The sequence below is a fragment of the Pseudomonas sp. UW4 genome, assembly GCF_000316175.1.
Taxonomy (GTDB): Bacteria; Pseudomonadota; Gammaproteobacteria; order Pseudomonadales; family Pseudomonadaceae; genus Aquipseudomonas; species Aquipseudomonas laurylsulfatiphila.
This window is the reverse complement of record NC_019670.1, coordinates 3,697,225-3,714,099: the sequence shown is the minus strand read 5'-3', so window position 1 is coordinate 3,714,099 and position 16,875 is coordinate 3,697,225. Positions and strand designations below refer to the sequence as shown.

Here is a 16,875-nt window from a genome sequence, read left to right as displayed (position 1 = left end):
GCTGTTGGTAGATAGATGCACAATGCCCTGCGGCACAGCACGTTTAGAAAAGACAAACAGAACGACATTGGAATTAACCACCGATAGCATGGATCGCTTCGAGAAAGCCAGCCTGTTCCAGTTGCGGTCGCAAGACAACCAAGGCAGCAGCAGGAACCGCCAACCAAAGTAGATTGCGGGCGCGAGTCACCGCAACATAGCCAATACGGCCAACCTCAGTATCCATACCAGCCAACATGGCTTCGATGTTTGCCCGATTGGCCACATACAAGACGGCATCGATACTTTCGCCCTTAACCTGGTGAACGGTTCTAACACGGGCCTTAGGCTCCTGCTCAACCGCCACATCGGGCTCCATTCTAAGGGGCCCGGCAGGCAGTAAGGCGCGTGTTAATCGGCGATTCAGCCCATCCAATGCGGCCATGCCAAAATCACGCTGAATGTCACGAAGCAAACGAGCAACTCGTTCTTGCAGCAGGGGAAGCCATTGGCCTGAGGCCGGCAGACTCGAAGCTGGTAAACCTTGAGCAGCATCTCTAGTGAACAACCACAGTCGACGTCGCAACTTGCGCAACTCACGGTCATGGGCGACGCCACTCAGTCTGTTGAGCAACCCTGGAGGTGGACCTTCTAACTGGCTGACAATGCCTCGTGCGACCATCCTGAATGCCCCCAGGAAGTCTGAGCGCTGATCTCGAAGTACTGCAGCTTCAGCAAACAGCTTTACTGCTCCCCGGCCATCAGGATCTCTTTGTCCCGAAAGCCTAGAGGCCATTGCAGCCGCGCGGCATACGACAGCGGCTCTATCAGGGTTGATTGTTTGCCGTCCGAGCTCCGCATGGAAAGACTCCAGCAGATGTGGAAGCGCCTGCTCGTCATAGCCAATGAAGTAGGCCCCCAAGGGTGGGGGCTCGTCATCACGATCAGGATCATCTGCCCTTCCCGAAAGGTGGTTTGCAACGCTTAGAATCGAGGGCAGGGAGCGATAGTTACGAGTCAGGTTGTAGGGAACAACACCTTCTCGCTCATGGTAGGTCCGCAAAAAAAGACCGTTAGCGTCGGCGAACTCGTAGATCGCCTGATTTGGATCGCCAATCAGTGACACCTGCACGCCCGCACCGATCAGAAGCTCCAGAAGCTCCTGATGCAGTACTCCAATGTCCTGGGCCTCATCGACGATGATATGAGGGTAGCGTCGAGCCAATGCTCTAAGTACCACAGGCTGCTCGCTTAGGACGCGGTAACACCAATAGCGTCCCAGATCGTGCGTATAGCCGCCCACTCGCCCCAGTCGAGCAACCACTCGGCTAGCATCCGGCTGGTTAAGCGGCATCTCGTTACCATGGACCGTGTAGTAGAAAAGCGGCTGACCAGCGTTGAATCGAACCTTGATATCGCTTACAGGTATCGGGTGATCCCGCGTTGGGCAGTTGAACCCAACCAAGAAAGGCTCCCCACCGGTAACTAGAAAGGCTGTCTGGTTAGCCCCCATAGTTCGATGAGCATGAGTCCTTATGATTTGGCTCGTAATGAAGCCATCCAAGGTATCAATATCAACCCTGTTTCGACCGGAACCATGAGGCAGTATCTGCGAAAGCTCTTGGTAACCCTGACGAAATGTCTCTACGGCCACATTGGAGAATGACAGCAGTGCTATGCGCCCCTTCGCCCCAGCAAGGCGCCGGCGCATTTCAACTAGACGCAGGATCGCAGTAGCAGTCTTGCCACTTCCCGCACATGCCGTAACGGCTAGAGGCTCCAGAGGAGCATCGATGACGAGTTGCTGTTCGGGGGATGGCTCCATCATTCTGCTTCCGCTCCGGCCTCCGGTACCAGGCACACATGAGCAATAGCATCGAGGATGTAAGGTGGGACCTCACAGGCGGCGCCCTCTCCAATTACAAAGGCCAAGGATTGACCAAAGCGGCCTTTCTGCACGTTCTTCTGGGTGGATGGACGTTCAAACATTCCACAGAACAGTGCTCGCGCCTTGGCTGCATCGTCAGGGGCTGCATTAACAACGCCCTCAAGATCCTGGGCAATCTGCGGGTGGATTTCAGCCAAGGCGCTCAACATGGCTGTGCGATTGTTCGGGTGCAGAGCCAAGTCGTATTCCAATGTTTTAACACCATGGAAAACTCGGACGTATCTGTCCTGCCGCTCGAGCATATTCGCGGTGTTGTCGGAAACCTGAACCGCGGAACCCAATGCTGGATACAACGGTTGGGCCGGTTGCCCGAGAACCACTACTCCTGATGGGTCGGCGTCGGTAATCAATGCGACAGGAATCTTTAGAGCGCGCTCGCCAAACAGCGGAAGGAAGGAATCAAAATTGAGCCCCTCAACGCTGATCAAGCTTACGCCATGCCCACGCAAGTCGAAGCCTGCCGAAGTGGCCAAGGCATCGACGAGCATCATCTCTGCGGCCCCCTCGACAAAAATGACCCGGCGGGCAAAGAACAACTCCGCCCGAGTGACGTCGAGATAGCGCTCCAGCTTCTCCCGCTTGCCGTTCTCAAATCTTACTTCGCGTGGAAAGAATGTCTCGACCCGTCCCTCCGACTCTACCAAGCAAACCAAGCAATCAAGATTTGCGTTGCTGGCGAAGTTGGGTGAATGGCTCGTCACGAAGAGTTGAACAGGCTGCTCCCCGGCTACCTCTTGCAAGCTCGCCAGATATCTCAACAGTACCGCCTGCAGTTGGGGATGCAGGTGAGCTTCCGGCTCCTCCACAATCAGGCCGCGGTATGCAGCATCAGAGTTTCGGGCAAGCTCACTGAGTACCACCGCCATGAAGATCAGGTTGTTGAAGCCCAGGCCGTTGTGCTCGAGCTCGAAATCATCCACAGAGAGCGTCAACCTGGTAGACAGACGTTGAAAGTCTGACGCACTCAGTCCCACGGCAAGGGCTTGGCGCAACTGCGGTCCGAGCATCGCGTTGTGACGATCAGCAATCGCTGTCTGCGTACCTAGAATAGGTGCGTGATTCCGAAGCTCATCGTCCAATCGCTGTAGTGCTTCATTTATGCCTTGGCGACCCGCGTCATCTGTAAGCAAGTGCAGCAGGCGCGAAAGCTGACTATTCCGCCCTGGACGCATCCCTTGCGCCGCATCACGAAGAGGCTGCAGATAGACCCCTCGCAGGTTTTCAATCATGTCCGCAGTCAGCGACAGCTCTTGGTAATCGCCACACCAGCGCCGTACTCGCAAGCGCCCCCCTTGATCGGCATCTGAGTAACACACATGAAAGTGTGCTTCTGCTTGGCCACCTGCCATGGGCTTGAGCGCGGCCAGAAAATCCGCCTCGTCATCGGGTCCCAGCTCTCGAAAGACGTAGTGGAACTCAATGTCGCCATCCTGTTCCTGCTCCGGAGACCTGTGCCGATCTTCAGGTCCGAATCGAGGGTATGGCTCTTCATAACCTGCCAGCAGAGCTCGTAGTGCATCGACTGCAGCACTCTTGCCTACGTTATTAGCACCCACCAGAACATTCAGACCAGGTTGAAAACGCAACTGGAGTTCACGCAATTTTCGAAAGTTGCGGATATTCAGTTCAGCCAGATACATGCTCAGTGCCTCCGTCCTTGGTTTAAAAATCAGCGCTTAAAGCTGGTTTCGGCGTGCGCGATCAGTAGAGATATTGTAGGCGCAATCAATTTCAACCAGCGCCTCCATTTTCAAAGCGACTGAAGAGAAATGGAGAAAAATCAGGACAGATTTATTTTCCTATTCTAAACGTCCCCTTCTGGCCGTTTTCTGCGAGTCATGCCCATGAAGCGTAGTAGTCAACTCCATACAACTACCTGCTCAGCTCGAACGCAATCAACTGACCAAATCCACCCAACCCCCCATCACGCCTTAACCCACCGCTGCCGACTCCAACTACTCAACCCATCAACAGCAAACACCAGCACCAACATCGCCAAAATCACCGTACTCGCCTGAGCCTCCTGAAACAGGCTAAGACTCACATAAAGCATCTGCCCCAACCCCCCAGCCCCAACAAACCCCAGCACGCTGGCCATGCGAATGTTGTTCTCCCAGCGGTACAAAATGTACGCCAGCAGCTGCGGAAACAGGTTGGGCAGGGTGCCGTAGCAGAAGGCCCAGACGACGTTGCCGCCCTGCAATCGAATGGCTTCGGCAGGTTGTGGCGGAGTGTTTTCCAGCGCTTCGGCGAACAGGCGGCCGAGTACGCCGGTGGTGTGCATGGCCAGTGCCAGGGTGCCGGCGTTCGGTCCGAGGCCGGCGGCCAGCACCATCAGCGCGGCCCACACCAGTTCGGGAATGGCGCGCAGGCCATTGAGTACAAGTCGCGACGCGCTCTGCAACAGCCAGCCGAAGCGCCCGGCCGCTGGCAGCGCCAGCAGCAGGCCAAACACTGCCGCGAGCAGGGTGCCGAGGGCGGACATCGCCATGGTTTCCACGGCGCCACGGCCGATGGCTTGCAGGTGGCCGGCGCTCAGGTCGGGGCTGAGAAAGCGCAGCACGTAGGCGCCCATCTGCTTCAGGTTGCCGCTGCCCGTCAGTTCGCCGAGGTCGATGCCCAGATAGCGGAACGAGGCGACGACCGCAGCGCCGATGCACAGGATCAGCAGCAGGTTGATCAGGCGATTCATGCGAACCTCCAGCGCAGCAGGCGGCTGATCTGGTCGGCGAACAGCACCAGGACGAAGAAGGTCAGGAGCATGCTCGCCACTTCACCGCCGGCGAACATGCGCAGCGACAGGTCGATCTGCTGGCCCAGTCCGCCGGCGCCGACGAAGCCCATCACCACGGATGCGCGGATCGCGCATTCCCAGCGGTACACGGTGTACGACAGTAGCTCCGCCGCGACATTGGGCAGGATGCCGTAGCAGAACGCCGCCAACCGGCCACTGCCGGCTTGCAGCAGTGAGTGGGCGGGGCGCTGGTCGACCGACTCGAAGATTTCTGCGTAGACCTTGCCCAGCATGCCGCTGTAGGTGATGGCGATGGCCAGCACCCCGGCCGTCGGGCCAAGGCCGACGGCGCGCACGAACAGCAAGGCCCAGACGATTTCCGGCACGCTGCGCAGGAAGATCAGCAACCCGCGCACCGGCCAGCGCAACAACCGGCCCAGGGCGCTCGGGCGACCACCGCGCGAGGCGGCCGACAGCGACAAGGCGCGGCTGGCGAGCAGGCTGGCGGGTACGGCCAACAGCAAGGCCAGGGCCATGCCGGCGGTGGCGATGGCCAGGGTCTGCAAGGTGGCTTGCCACAGCAGCTGGAGGAACTCTTCGCCATGGGCCGGTGGCCAGAAGGCCGAAACGAAACGGCCCATTTCACTCTGGCTGTCGGCCTGGAGCAGCACGCCCAGGTCCAGTTCGCTGAAGTGGATGCCGGGCCACAGCAGGGCCAGCGCCAGCAGGCTGAGCAGCAGGCGGGGCAGGGTGGCCGGGTCTCGTGTATCGCGCGTCAGCATCGGGGAATCTGCAGGCTCAAGGGCGCCACCGGAGCGGGCGGGGATTGCAGTTGCTCGTTGGCGTAGAGCCGGTCGAGCAAGTCGTGGTCGATGTCGGCAGCGGGAAGATCGAAGAGGATCTGGCCGTCGCGCAAACCGATGATGCGCGAGAAGTTGCTCAACGCCAGATCCACCGCATGCAGGCTGGCGACCAGGGTCACCTTGTGTTCCCGGGCGTGGCGGCAGAGGATCGACAGGGTGTGCCCGGCCAGCACCGGGTCCATCGCCGACACCGGCTCATCGGCCAGCAGCACGTCGGGGGCCTGGTACAGCACGCGGGCAATGCCCACGCGCTGCAGTTGGCCACCGGACAGTTGCTGGCACTGGGCGAACAGCTTGTCGCCCAGATCGAGTTTGACCAAGGCCGCGCGTGCGCCGGGCACATCCACAGGATGCAGCAGGCTCAGCAGGCTTTTGGCAAAACCCCACTGCCCCAGTTTGCCGGCCAGCACTGCCGTGACCACGCGCTGGCGCGGTGGCAGTGGCGGCGCCTGATGCACCAGGCCGATGCGCGCGCGCAGGCGTTGGCGCTGTCGGGCGCCAAGTTGCCAGGCGTGCTCGCCGAGCACTTCGACTGTGCCGCTGCCGGGACGCAGGGCGGTGGCCAGCAGGTTCAGCAGGCTCGACTTGCCGGCGCCGGACGGGCCGATGATCGCCACCTGTTCACCGGCGCTGATGTGCAGGTCGACCTCATGCAGCGCCCGCACGCCTGTGTCGTGGGTGAGGCTGACCCGGTTCAGATGCAAGGTCATTTCAGCAGGTCGGCAGCGCGCGCGGCTTCCTCGATGCCCTTGTAGTTCTCAGGCTTGGTCTCGATGAAGCGGCTGGCGGCCTGCAGGTCGAGGATCGCCTTTTGCTCCGGGTTGGCCGGGTCGAGTGCGAGGAAGGCGACCTTGATTTTCTCGGCCAGGGCCGGGTCGAGGGTGCCGCGCACGGTCCAGTTGTAGTCGAAGTAGGCCGGCGTGGTGGCGAAGACCTTGACCTTGTCGGTGTCGACCTTGCCGGCCTTGACCAGTTTTTCCCAGACGCTGGCGTTGAGTACGCCGGCATCCACTTTGCCCGCCTGAACCCAGGCGACCGTGGCGTCGTGGGCGCCGGAGTAACCGACGCGGCTGAAATAGGTTTCCGGCTTGATGCCGTCCTGCAGCATGAAATAACGCGGCATCAGGCTGCCGGACGTCGACGAGACCGAGCCGAAGGCGAACGATTTGTCCTTGAGGTCGGCCAGGGATTTGACCGCTGGGTCGGCGGTGATGAATTTGCTGGTGAACTGCGCATCCTGCTCACGCTGTACCAGGGGAATGGCATTGCCGGTTTTCAACCGCGCCTGCACGAAGGTGAAACCGCCCAGCCAGGCCATGTCGATACGGTCGGTGGCCAGCGCCTCGACCACCGCCGGGTAGTCGGACACCGGTACGAACTCGACCTTCATGCCCAGTTGCTTCTCGAGGTATTCGCCTAGTGGCTTGAACTTGCGCAGTAATTCGGTGGGGGCTTCGTCGGGAATGGCGCTGACCTTGAGGGTCTCGGCAGCCTGTGCCAGCAGGGTGGAAAGGGACAGGGTCAGGCCGACGGCCAAGGCCAGGGTACGTTTGAGCATGGAAGTTCTCCGGTTCAATAGCGGAAAAATGTCGATGCGCCCCGCACAAGCTGATTGCTGCACGACGCTTCGTGAGGGTAGACGAAAACGGCGCGATTATAGGGGCTACGGCGTACTTGACCAGCCTGCAACATGAGAGATGGCGCAAAACCTGTGGGAGCGAGCCTGCTCGCGAATGCGGTATGTCATTCAACATTGATGTTGACTGAACTGACGCTTTCGCGAGCAGGCTCGCTCCCACAGGGGTTACGGTACTCAGGACTTTGGACGACTCACATCCGCGCCAACGCTTGCGCCAGATCCGCGCGCAAGTCCTCCACATCCTCAACCCCCACCGACAACCGCACCAGCCCATCGCCAATCCCCAACTCTGCGCGGGTATCGGGCGGGATGGTGGCGTGGGTCATGATCGCCGGGTGTTCGATCAGGCTTTCCACGCCGCCCAGGCTCTCGGCCAGGGCGAAGATCTGTACGTTCTCGAGGAAGCGTTTGGCGCCGGCCAGGTCGCTGTTGAGGTCGAGGGAGATCATCCCGCCGAATCCGCGCATTTGCCGCTGGGCCAGTTCGTGCTGCGGGTGCGAGGGCAGGCCGGGGTAGTAGACCCGTGAGACTTGCGGCTGGCGTTCCAGCCACTGCGCCAGTTCCAGTGCGTTGCTGCAATGGCGTTCCATGCGCAGGGCCAGGGTCTTCACCCCGCGCAGGGTGAGGAAGGCGTCGAACGGGCCGGCGATGGCGCCGACGGCGTTTTGCAAAAAGCCCAGGCGCTCGGCCAGTTCGGCGTTCTGCCCGACCACGGCGATGCCGCCGATCACGTCGGAGTGGCCGTTGAGGTATTTGGTGGTCGAGTGCAGCACGATGTCGAAACCCAGTTCCAGCGGGCGCTGGATCCACGGGCTGGCGAAGGTGTTGTCGGCCACGCAGATGATGCCGCGCGCGCGGCAGGTGCGGGCGATGGCGGCGAGGTCGGTGAGGCGCAGCAACGGATTGCTCGGGGTCTCGACCATGACCATGCGGGTGTCGTCCTGCAGGGACGCCTCGAACGCCGCCAGGTCGGTCAGGTCGACGAAGCTGAAGCGGTGCCCGGCGCTGCGCTGGCGCACCTTGTCGAACAGGCGGAAGGTGCCGCCGTACAGGTCGTTGCCGGAGACGACGTGCGAACCGGCATCGAGCAGTTCGAGCACCGTGGAAATGGTCGCCAGCCCCGAGGCGAAGGCAAAGCCCCGGGTGCCGCCTTCGAGGTCGGCCACGCACCGCTCCAGGGCCCAGCGCGTCGGGTTGTGCGAGCGCCCGTAGTCGAGGCCTTTGTGTACCCCGGGGCTCTGTTGCAGGTAGGTGGAGTTGGCGTAGATCGGCGGCATCAAGGCCCCGGTGGATGGGTCCGGCGTTTGCCCGGCATGGATCACCCGGGTGGCGAAGCCTTGAGGCGGGGCGTTTTTGTCCTGTTGACTCATGGCAGGGATCTCCGCAAATGGTTGAGCATGTCGGTTCGGGTAATCAGGCCGTGGAAGCCCGAGGCATCCTGGATGATCGCCACCAGCCCACGGCCCAGCTCTGCCTCCAGTTCCGCCAGGGTGGCGGCAGGGGACAGGGTTTGCAGTTTGTCGGTCATGGCGCTGGCCACGGTTTTACGGAAGTGCGCAACGTCTTCATGCACCCCCAGCAGGATGTCGGACTCGTCGATCACGCCGACCAGTTGCTGACCCTTTACCAGCACCGGCAATTGCGACACGTCCGCCAGGCGCATGCGCTGGAACGCGGTGAGCAGGGTGTCGTCGGGGCCGACGCTGATCACCCGGCCATCCTCGAAACGCCGCGCGATCAGGTCGCGCAGGTCGCCGTAGTGCTTGCGTTGCAGCAGGCCCTGATCGTTCATCCACTGGTCGTTGTAGACCTTCGACAGGTATCGCGTACCGGTGTCGCAGACGAAGCTCACCACCCGTTTCGGCTGGGTCTGTTCGCGGCAGTAACGCAGCGCCGCCGCCAGCAGAGTACCGGTCGACGAGCCGCCGAGAATGCCTTCGGCGCGCAGCAACTGGCGGGCATGGTCGAAGCTTTCTTCGTCGCTGATCGAATAGGCGTGGCGCACGCTGGAGAGGTCGGCAATCGACGGGATGAAGTCTTCGCCGATGCCTTCCACCGCCCAGGAACCGGGGGTGGGGAGGGTGCCACCGCGGCTGTATTCGGCCATCACCGAACCGACCGGGTCGGCCAGGACCATTTCCAGGTCCGGCTGCACGCGTTTGAAGAAACGGGTCAGGCCGGTGAGGGTACCGGCCGATCCGACGCCGACGACGATGGCGTCCAGATCGTGCTGGGTTTGTGCCCAGATCTCCGGCGCGGTGCTGCATTCGTGGGCCAGCGGGTTGGCCGGGTTGTTGAACTGGTCGGCGAAGAACGCATCGGGAATTTCCGCCGCCAGCCGTGCGGCGACGTCCTGGTAGTACTCGGGATGGCCCTTGCCGACATCGGAGCGGGTGATGTGCACCTCGGCGCCCATGGCCTTGAGGTGCAAGACCTTCTCGGTGGACATCTTGTCCGGCACCACCAGCACGACGCGATAGCCCTTGGCGCGGCCGACCAGGGCCAGGCCCAGGCCAGTGTTGCCGGCGGTGGCTTCGACGATGGTGCCGCCGGGGCGCAGGCGACCGTCGCGTTCGGCGGTGTCGATCATGGCCAGACCGATGCGGTCCTTGATCGAACCGCCGGGGTTCTGTGATTCGAGTTTGAGAAACAGCGTGCAGGGACCGGTATCGAACCGGCTGACGCGTACCAGCGGGGTATTGCCAATCAGTTCGAGTACGGCAGGACGGGAATAGTCGGGCATGTCATCACTCCTTGCGTGAATCCGCACTGGATGGACAGCAATCCGCGCCGGGTCTTCGCGCCGGTCGCGGGCAATGCATCGCTTGGACCATAGGCCGGGATCGGGTCGTCCGCAACCTCGTACGGCCAGCCGGTCACCTCGACGCTTTTTCCTCGCCAGCAACCACAAAAAACATAATTTCGCTATTTCCCGGCTCCGAACAGAATGCGGCCAACACCCTGATACCGATAGCCGCAGCAGAAGAACAACAGTGATCAGCATCGAGGCGGCAGCCATGACCGACCTGAATCAAACCACCTTTCAGAAGTGCACAGCCATGACAGTTGATAAAACCGCAATTGATACGCTTGTTGTCGGCGCCGGCCAGGCCGGCGTGGCCATGAGTGAACACCTGAGCAAACTCGGTGTGCCCCACCTCGTGCTGGAGCGCAACCGTATCGCCGAAGCCTGGCGCACCGGCCGCTGGGATTCGCTGGTGGCCAACGGTCCTGCCTGGCACGACCGCTTCCCGGGCCTGGAATTCGACGGCCTGGACCCGGACGCCTTCGCCGGCAAAGAGCAGGTGGCGCAGTACTTCGAAGCCTACGCCCGCAAGTTCAACGCGCCGATCCGCACCGGTGTTGAAGTCAAGAGCGTACAACGTAATGCCGACCGTCCGGGTTTCACCGTTGAAACCTCTGACGGCGTGATCGAGGCCCGCCACGTGGTGGTCGCCACCGGCCCGTTCCAGCGTCCGGCCATCCCGCCGATTGCCCCGCCAATGGCCGGCATCAGCCAGATTCACTCTGCCCAGTACTACAACCCGCAGCAACTGGCCGAAGGCGCGGTGCTGGTGGTGGGCGCCGGGTCGTCGGGCGTGCAGATCGCCGATGAGCTGCAACGTTCCGGCAAACAGGTCTACCTCTCGGTCGGCGCCCACGACCGTCCGCCGCGCGCCTACCGCAACCGCGATTTCTGCTGGTGGCTGGGGGTGCTGGGCGAGTGGGATGCCGAGGCCATGCAACCGGGCAAGGAACACGTGACCATCGCCGTGAGCGGTGCCCGTGGCGGCCACACCGTGGACTTCCGCCGCCTGGCGCATCAGGGCATGACCCTGGTCGGCCTGACTCAATCGTTCAATGGCGCTGTGGTGAGTTTCGAAAACAACCTCGCCGACAACATCCGCCGTGGCGATGAAAACTACCTCGCGCTGCTCGACAAGGCCGATGCCTATATCGAGCGCAACGGCCTGGACCTGCCGCTGGAACCGGAAGCCCGGGCCATGCTGGCCGATCCGGATTGCGTGACCCGGCCGATCCTTGAGCTGGACCTGGTCAAGGCCGGCGTGACCACGATCATCTGGGCCACCGGTTACTCCACCGACTACAGCTGGCTGAAGGTCGATGCCTTCAAGGAAAACGGCAAACCGCAGCACCAGCGCGGCGTGTCGGCCGAGCCGGGGTTGTATTTCGTCGGTTTGCCGTGGCAGTCCCGTCGTGGCTCCGCGTTCATCTGGGGCGTTTGGCACGACGCCAAGCACATCGCCGATCACATCGTTAAGCAGCACACCTATTTCAACTATCGGGATGCGGCCCAGCGCCAAGCCGACGCCGCCCGTGCACCCGTTCAGAAAGCCAGCCTCATGGGAGTTCGTTAATGCCTACTCATACCCGCATCCGCATGTTCAACACCAAAGACACCTACCCGAACCAGACGCTGGACAACGATCTGTGCCAGGCCGTGCGCGCCGGCAACACCGTGTATGTCCGTGGCCAGGTCGGCACCGATTTCAACGGCCAACTGGTGGGCCTCGGTGATCCGCGCGCCCAGGCCGAACAGGCCATGCGCAACGTCAAGCAGTTGCTGGAAGAGGCGGGCAGCGACCTGAGCCACATCGTCAAGACCACTACCTACCTGATCGACCCGCGCTATCGCGAGCCGGTGTACCAGGAAGTCGGCAAGTGGCTCAAGGGTGTGTTCCCGATTTCCACCGGGCTGGTGGTCAGTGCCCTCGGCCAGCCGCAGTGGCTGATGGAAATCGACGTGATTGCCGTTATCCCTGAATAAGGACTTCGCCATGACTTTTTCCATCGTGGGTCGCTGCGCCGAGACCGGCCAGTTGGGCATTGCCATCAGTTCTTCGAGCATCGCCGTCGGTGCGCGCTGCCCCTGGCTGCGGGCCGGGGTCGGTGCGGTGTCCAGCCAGAACATCACGCTGCCGGCCCTCGGCCCGCATATCCTCGATGAACTGGCCAACGGCTCGGCGCCGCCCCAGGCGCTGGACCACTCGTTGACCCGCAACGGCTACAGCCAGTACCGCCAGGTGGCGGTGGTGGATGCCCACGGGCGTACGGCGGTGTTCAGCGGCAACCATGCGCTGGGCATCAACAACGCAGTGGCCGGTGACCAATGCGTGGCGGCCGGCAACCTGCTGGCCAACAGTGGGGTGATCGAGGCGATGGTCGCGGCCTTCGAAAACAGCGAAGGCTGCCTCGCCACCCGCCTGATGAACGCCTTGCAGGCCGGGCAGGACGCCGGCGGCGAAGCGGGCGCGGTGCACTCGGCGGCGTTGTCGGTGGTCGGTGACCTGACCTGGCCGATTGTCGACCTGCGGGTGGATTGGGCCGATGAAAACCCGATTGGCGAGCTGGGCAAACTGTGGACGGCCTACGAACCGCAATTGCAGGACTACCTGACCCGCGCCCTCAATCCGACCCTGGCCCCCGCCTATGGAGTGCCCGGCGATGAGTGAGTTGCGCAGCCGCGCCATGCTCGCGCGATTGATCGGGTTCGCCACGGTCAGCCGCGATTCGAACCTCGAGTTGATCGAGTTCGTGCGTGACTACCTGCACGGACTGGGCGTGGATTGCGAACTGATCTACAACGCCGAACGGACCAAGGCCAATCTGTTGGCCACGGTCGGCCCGAGCGTGGCGGGCGGCATCGTGCTGTCCGGTCACACCGACGTGGTGCCGGTGGACGGCCAGGCCTGGACGGTCGAGCCGTTCAGCCTGAGCGAGGCGGGCGGCAAGCTTTACGGTCGCGGCAGCGCGGACATGAAAGGCTATCTGGCCTCGGTGCTGGCCGCCGTGCCGGTGTTTCTCGCCAGCCCTTTGAAGCGCCCGGTGCATTTGGCGTTTTCCTATGACGAAGAGGTCGGCTGCCTTGGTGTGCGCGGTTTGCTGGAGGTGTTGCCCCAACGCATCCCGGCCCCGGCGTTGTGTTTGATCGGCGAGCCAACCGAGCTCAAACCGGTGCTTGGCCACAAGGGCAAGCTGGCGATGCGTTGCCACGTGCGCGGGGCGGCCTGTCATTCGGCCTACGCACCTTATGGGGTCAATGCCATCGAGCAGGCCGCACGCCTGATCGGTCGGCTGGGCGACATCGGCGCCACCCTGGCCCGGCCGCCGTTGCACGACAAGCGCTTCGATCCGGCGTTCTCGACTGTGCAGGTCGGCGTGATCCAGGGCGGTACGGCGCTGAACATCGTGCCAGCGGACTGCCGTTTCGATTTCGAGATCCGCGCCTTGCCGGACTTCGCCCCGCAGGTGGTCGTCGATGAGCTGCGGGACTACGCCGAGCAGACGTTGCTGCCGGCCATGCAGGCCGTGGACACCGATACCGCGATCCGCTTTGAAAAAATCTCGGCCTATCCAGGCCTGGCGACACCCGCCGACAGCGCCGCCGCCCGGCTGATTGCCCAGCTGTGCGGCAGCGATGATTTCGGCACCGTGGCCTTTGGCACCGAAGGCGGGCTGTTCAATCAGGCCGGGATTGCGACCGTGGTCTGCGGTCCCGGCAGCATGGACCAGGGGCACAAGTCCGATGAATTTGTCAGCGTCGACCAGATGGCGGCCTGTGACCGCCTGATGGATCGCCTGGCGGCTTACTTGAGTGAATCCGAACACCCATAACAACAGCGGGCCGACCAGCCCCGAGGAAGCGATCCATGTCCAGATCCTTGCGTTGCAGTGTTCCGTTTGCCCTGGCGTTGTTGAGTGCCAGTGTGTGGGCGGCCCCCCAGGACCTCACCGTGATTTCCTTCGGTGGTGCTACCAAACAGGCCCAGGATAAAGCCTACTTTCAGCCCTTCAACGCCAGCGGCGCGGGCAACATCATCGCCGGTGAGTACAACGGCGAACTGTCGAAGATCAAGGCCATGGTTTCGGCCGGTCACACCAGCTGGGACGTGGTGGAAGTCGAAAGCCCCGAGCTGTTGCGCGGCTGCGAGGAGGGCTTGTTCGAGAAGCTCGACGCCGGGCGCTTCGGTGATTCGGCGAACTTCGTGCCCGGTGCGCTGACCGAATGCGGGGTGGCCACTTACGTCTGGTCGATGGTCATGGCCTATGACCAGAGCAAGCAGGCCAAGGCGCCGCAATCCTGGGCGGACTTCTGGAACGTCGCCGACTTCCCGGGCAAGCGCGGCCTGCGCAAGAGCGCCAAGTACACCCTGGAAATCGCCTTGCTCGCCGACGGTGTCAAGGCGGACGACGTGTACAAGGTCTTGAAAACCCCACAAGGCGTGACCCGGGCCTTTGCCAAGCTCGACCAGATCAAGCCGAACATCCAGTGGTGGGAGGCGGGCGCGCAACCGGCGCAATGGCTGGTGGCCGGCGACGTGGTGATGAGCGCGGCCTACAACGGCCGGATCGCCTCGGCGCAGAAGGAAGGCATGAAGCTGAGCATCGTCTGGCCGCAAAGCCTGTACGACCCGGAATACTGGGCAGTGGTCAAAGGTACGCCGAACAAGGCGCTGGCGGAAAACTTCATCGCGTTCGCCAGCCAGCCGCAGACGCAAAAAGTCTTCTCGGAAAACATCCCCTACGGGCCGGTGCATCGCCAGACCCTGCCGCTGCTGCCCAAGGATGTGCAGGAACAACTGCCAACCGCCGAGGCCAACCTGGCCGGCGCGCGGGCGGTTGATGCAGAGTTCTGGGTCGACCATGGCGAAGAGCTGGAACAGCGCTTCAACGCCTGGGCTGCACGCTAACCCAGCAACCACATAACCCCCTTTGTGGGAGCGGGCTTGCTCGCGAAAGCGGTATATCAGTCACATCGATGCTGGATGTGCCGCCGCCTTCGCGAGCAGGCTCGCTCCCACAAAAACCAGTGCGATACCTCGGGTTCCAGCTATGCAGCCTTCGCGCAGTGGTGATGTTAGTCAGGTAAAGCACAGAACCCTGTGGAGCGAGCCTGCTCGCGAAAGCGGTATGTCAGTCGCATCGATGCTGGATGTGCCGCCGCCTTCGCGAGCAAGCCCGCTCCCACAAAAAGCCTGGTGCAATACCTTAGGCTCAAGCGTTGCCGCCTTCGCGCAGTGGTGATGGTAGTCCGTTAAAACACAGAACCCTGTGGAGCGAGCCTGCTCGCGAAAGCGGTATATCAGTCACATGGATGCTGGATGTGCCGCCGCTTTCGCGAGCAGGCTCGCTCCCACAAAAAGCAGTGCGATACCTCGGCCGGGTTGAAATACGGGTGTAATTCGGGATAGCCGTTTGTCGGGCGTATGGTTATGCTCAGCGAGCCTGCCAATCGCCAATGATAACAACCACAGTGAAGCCATGAGCCAATCCGACACGCGTGCGACTGTTCTAGCGCTGTATCCAGAAGATTCCCGTGAGGCAGCGGCGTTGCTCAAGCAGGCAGTGCCGCTGATGGTTCGTCACAACATTCCGCCCAATCCGGTGCACTACGCGCTCTGGTACACCTATAGCAAGGGCCAGGAGCCGGAGCTCAATCGGCACCTGGACCGGGTGGTCAACGATTTCGACTCTTTCCCGCCGGAGTCGGCCGCCAAGCTGTTTCGCGAATACATCATCCGCGACGAACTGGCGGACGCCCGTTCCGGGCAGCAGGAAGCGATCAACCTGGTCGACGACATGGAGCGTGATGTTTCGCGCAGCGTGAAGGGTAACCAGAACTTCCAGGCCAGCCTTGGCCAGTACTTGCAAATGCTCGAAGAACCGGCCACTGAACGCTTGCCGAGCATCCTGATCCAGCTGCAACAGAGCACCCAGCTGATGCAGAGCCAGCAGGAACATTTCCTCTCCCAGTTGCAGTCTGCGCAGCATGAAATCAAAAGCCTGCGCGACAAGCTGGAACGTGCCCAACTGGCTGCGACCCTCGATGGCCTGACCGAATTGCTCAACCGCAGCACCTTCAACCGCAAGTTTGAACAGGCGATGAATGACGCAGCGTCCGGCCTGGCGCTGGTGATGCTGGATATCGACCACTTCAAGCAATTCAACGATCAGTACGGCCATCCATTGGGGGATCGTGTTCTCCAGCATGTTGCCCGGGTGTTGCGTGAATCGCTGTCTGGCGAAGCGTTCGCGGCACGCTACGGCGGCGAGGAGTTCTGCGTGGTGCTCAAGGATTGCCCGGATCTGGCGGCGGCGGGTGCATTTGCCGAGCGCCTGCGCCTGAAAATCCAGTCGCTGCGGGTCAAGGCCCGGGGCACCGATACCGTGCTGGATACCATCACTGCGTCGTTCGGCGTGGCCCATGCACAACCCGGCGACACGCCGGAAAGCCTGCTGACCCGCGCCGACGATGCGCTGTACCAGGCCAAGCGCAACGGGCGCAACCAGGTACGTCAGCAGCCGGACGTACCGGTCGCGGCCGGTTAACCTAGGATGAAGTAGACCTTGCGCACCGGGGTGAGGTTTTCCCAGGTGCCCTGGAATCCGCTGGCGACCACGAAGGAATCGCCGGGGCCGAATGTACGCGCGACGCCTTCGGCATCGGTCAGGCGCACCGTGCCCTCGAGAATGTGGCACAGCTCATCGTAATCGCACTGGCAACGCTCCCGGTGCGGTCCTGCCTCCCAGATGCCGGCCACGGCGTTTTTCCCGGGCGCCACAAAGTGCCGCCAACTCTTGCTGCGATAAGGCGCGTCGACCACGGCCGGGTCGTCGATTTCGGTTTCACGGGGGGCAAGCTCACTGGCAAAGTCGATGACGTGCCGGGGCAGGGCTGTGGACATGGTGG

The 16,875-nt window shown here is 62.1% G+C and carries 15 protein-coding genes; 6 read left to right on the top strand and 9 right to left on the bottom strand.

The features are described from left to right. Nucleotides 1-73 precede the first annotated feature (73 nt). The 8 genes from PPUTUW4_RS16075 to PPUTUW4_RS16040 form a co-directional block, all read right to left on the bottom strand. Nucleotides 74-1,807 carry a UvrD-helicase domain-containing protein gene (locus PPUTUW4_RS16075; protein ID WP_015095639.1) on the bottom strand — a complete coding sequence of 578 codons (1,734 nt, stop codon included), beginning with the start codon at nucleotides 1,805-1,807 and terminating at the stop codon, nucleotides 74-76. Then, entirely contained in the window at nucleotides 1,804-3,567 is a 1,764-nt protein-coding gene (locus tag PPUTUW4_RS16070) for an AAA family ATPase (protein WP_015095638.1), read from the bottom strand. Before PPUTUW4_RS16070 ends, PPUTUW4_RS16075 begins: the two co-directional genes overlap by 4 nt. Before the next feature lie 284 nt (nucleotides 3,568-3,851). Next, a complete protein-coding gene (gene phnE / locus PPUTUW4_RS16065; RefSeq protein WP_015095637.1) occupies nucleotides 3,852-4,619 on the bottom strand; it encodes a phosphonate ABC transporter, permease protein PhnE in 768 nt (255 codons plus the stop codon). Further along, the gene (locus PPUTUW4_RS16060; protein WP_015095636.1) at nucleotides 4,616-5,443 is read right to left on the bottom strand and encodes an ABC transporter permease subunit; all 828 of its coding nucleotides are present in this window, start codon (nucleotides 5,441-5,443) and stop codon (nucleotides 4,616-4,618) included. Before PPUTUW4_RS16060 ends, phnE begins: the two co-directional genes overlap by 4 nt. Further along, nucleotides 5,437-6,234 carry an ATP-binding cassette domain-containing protein gene (locus PPUTUW4_RS16055; protein ID WP_015095635.1) on the bottom strand — a complete coding sequence of 266 codons (798 nt, stop codon included), beginning with the start codon at nucleotides 6,232-6,234 and terminating at the stop codon, nucleotides 5,437-5,439. Before PPUTUW4_RS16055 ends, PPUTUW4_RS16060 begins: the two co-directional genes overlap by 7 nt. Continuing rightward, nucleotides 6,231-7,082, bottom strand: a complete 852-nt coding sequence (locus PPUTUW4_RS16050; RefSeq protein ID WP_015095634.1) for a putative selenate ABC transporter substrate-binding protein — start codon at nucleotides 7,080-7,082, stop codon at nucleotides 6,231-6,233. Before PPUTUW4_RS16050 ends, PPUTUW4_RS16055 begins: the two co-directional genes overlap by 4 nt. A gap of 272 nt (nucleotides 7,083-7,354) precedes the next feature. Beyond that, complete coding sequence (locus PPUTUW4_RS16045) at nucleotides 7,355-8,533, bottom strand: PLP-dependent aspartate aminotransferase family protein (RefSeq protein ID WP_007976078.1); 1,179 nt, start codon at nucleotides 8,531-8,533, stop codon at nucleotides 7,355-7,357. After that, the gene (locus tag PPUTUW4_RS16040; RefSeq protein ID WP_015095633.1) at nucleotides 8,530-9,906 is read right to left on the bottom strand and encodes a pyridoxal-phosphate dependent enzyme; all 1,377 of its coding nucleotides are present in this window, start codon (nucleotides 9,904-9,906) and stop codon (nucleotides 8,530-8,532) included. The genes PPUTUW4_RS16045 and PPUTUW4_RS16040 overlap by 4 nt, the downstream gene beginning before the upstream one ends. A gap of 274 nt (nucleotides 9,907-10,180) precedes the next feature. Between PPUTUW4_RS16040 and PPUTUW4_RS16035 the strand changes: the two genes are divergently transcribed. From PPUTUW4_RS16035 to PPUTUW4_RS16010, 6 genes are all read left to right on the top strand, one after another. After that, entirely contained in the window at nucleotides 10,181-11,542 is a 1,362-nt protein-coding gene (locus PPUTUW4_RS16035; RefSeq protein WP_015095632.1) for an NAD(P)/FAD-dependent oxidoreductase, read from the top strand. After that, the gene (locus PPUTUW4_RS16030) at nucleotides 11,542-11,952 is read left to right on the top strand and encodes a RidA family protein (protein ID WP_003201555.1); all 411 of its coding nucleotides are present in this window, start codon (nucleotides 11,542-11,544) and stop codon (nucleotides 11,950-11,952) included. Before PPUTUW4_RS16035 ends, PPUTUW4_RS16030 begins: the two co-directional genes overlap by 1 nt. A gap of 10 nt (nucleotides 11,953-11,962) precedes the next feature. After that, nucleotides 11,963-12,637 carry a DUF1028 domain-containing protein gene (locus PPUTUW4_RS16025; RefSeq protein ID WP_015095631.1) on the top strand — a complete coding sequence of 225 codons (675 nt, stop codon included), beginning with the start codon at nucleotides 11,963-11,965 and terminating at the stop codon, nucleotides 12,635-12,637. Continuing rightward, the gene (gene argE, locus PPUTUW4_RS16020; RefSeq protein WP_015095630.1) at nucleotides 12,630-13,799 is read left to right on the top strand and encodes an acetylornithine deacetylase; all 1,170 of its coding nucleotides are present in this window, start codon (nucleotides 12,630-12,632) and stop codon (nucleotides 13,797-13,799) included. The genes PPUTUW4_RS16025 and argE overlap by 8 nt, the downstream gene beginning before the upstream one ends. A 35-nt stretch (nucleotides 13,800-13,834) precedes the next feature. Continuing rightward, a complete protein-coding gene (locus PPUTUW4_RS16015; RefSeq protein ID WP_015095629.1) occupies nucleotides 13,835-14,875 on the top strand; it encodes an ABC transporter substrate-binding protein in 1,041 nt (346 codons plus the stop codon). A 571-nt stretch (nucleotides 14,876-15,446) separates the two neighbouring features. Continuing rightward, a complete protein-coding gene (locus PPUTUW4_RS16010; protein WP_015095628.1) occupies nucleotides 15,447-16,514 on the top strand; it encodes a GGDEF domain-containing protein in 1,068 nt (355 codons plus the stop codon). Here PPUTUW4_RS16010 and PPUTUW4_RS16005 read toward each other — a convergent pair. Continuing rightward, complete coding sequence (locus PPUTUW4_RS16005) at nucleotides 16,511-16,870, bottom strand: cupin domain-containing protein (RefSeq protein ID WP_015095627.1); 360 nt, start codon at nucleotides 16,868-16,870, stop codon at nucleotides 16,511-16,513. The genes PPUTUW4_RS16010 and PPUTUW4_RS16005 overlap by 4 nt on opposite strands. Nucleotides 16,871-16,875 lie beyond the last annotated feature (5 nt).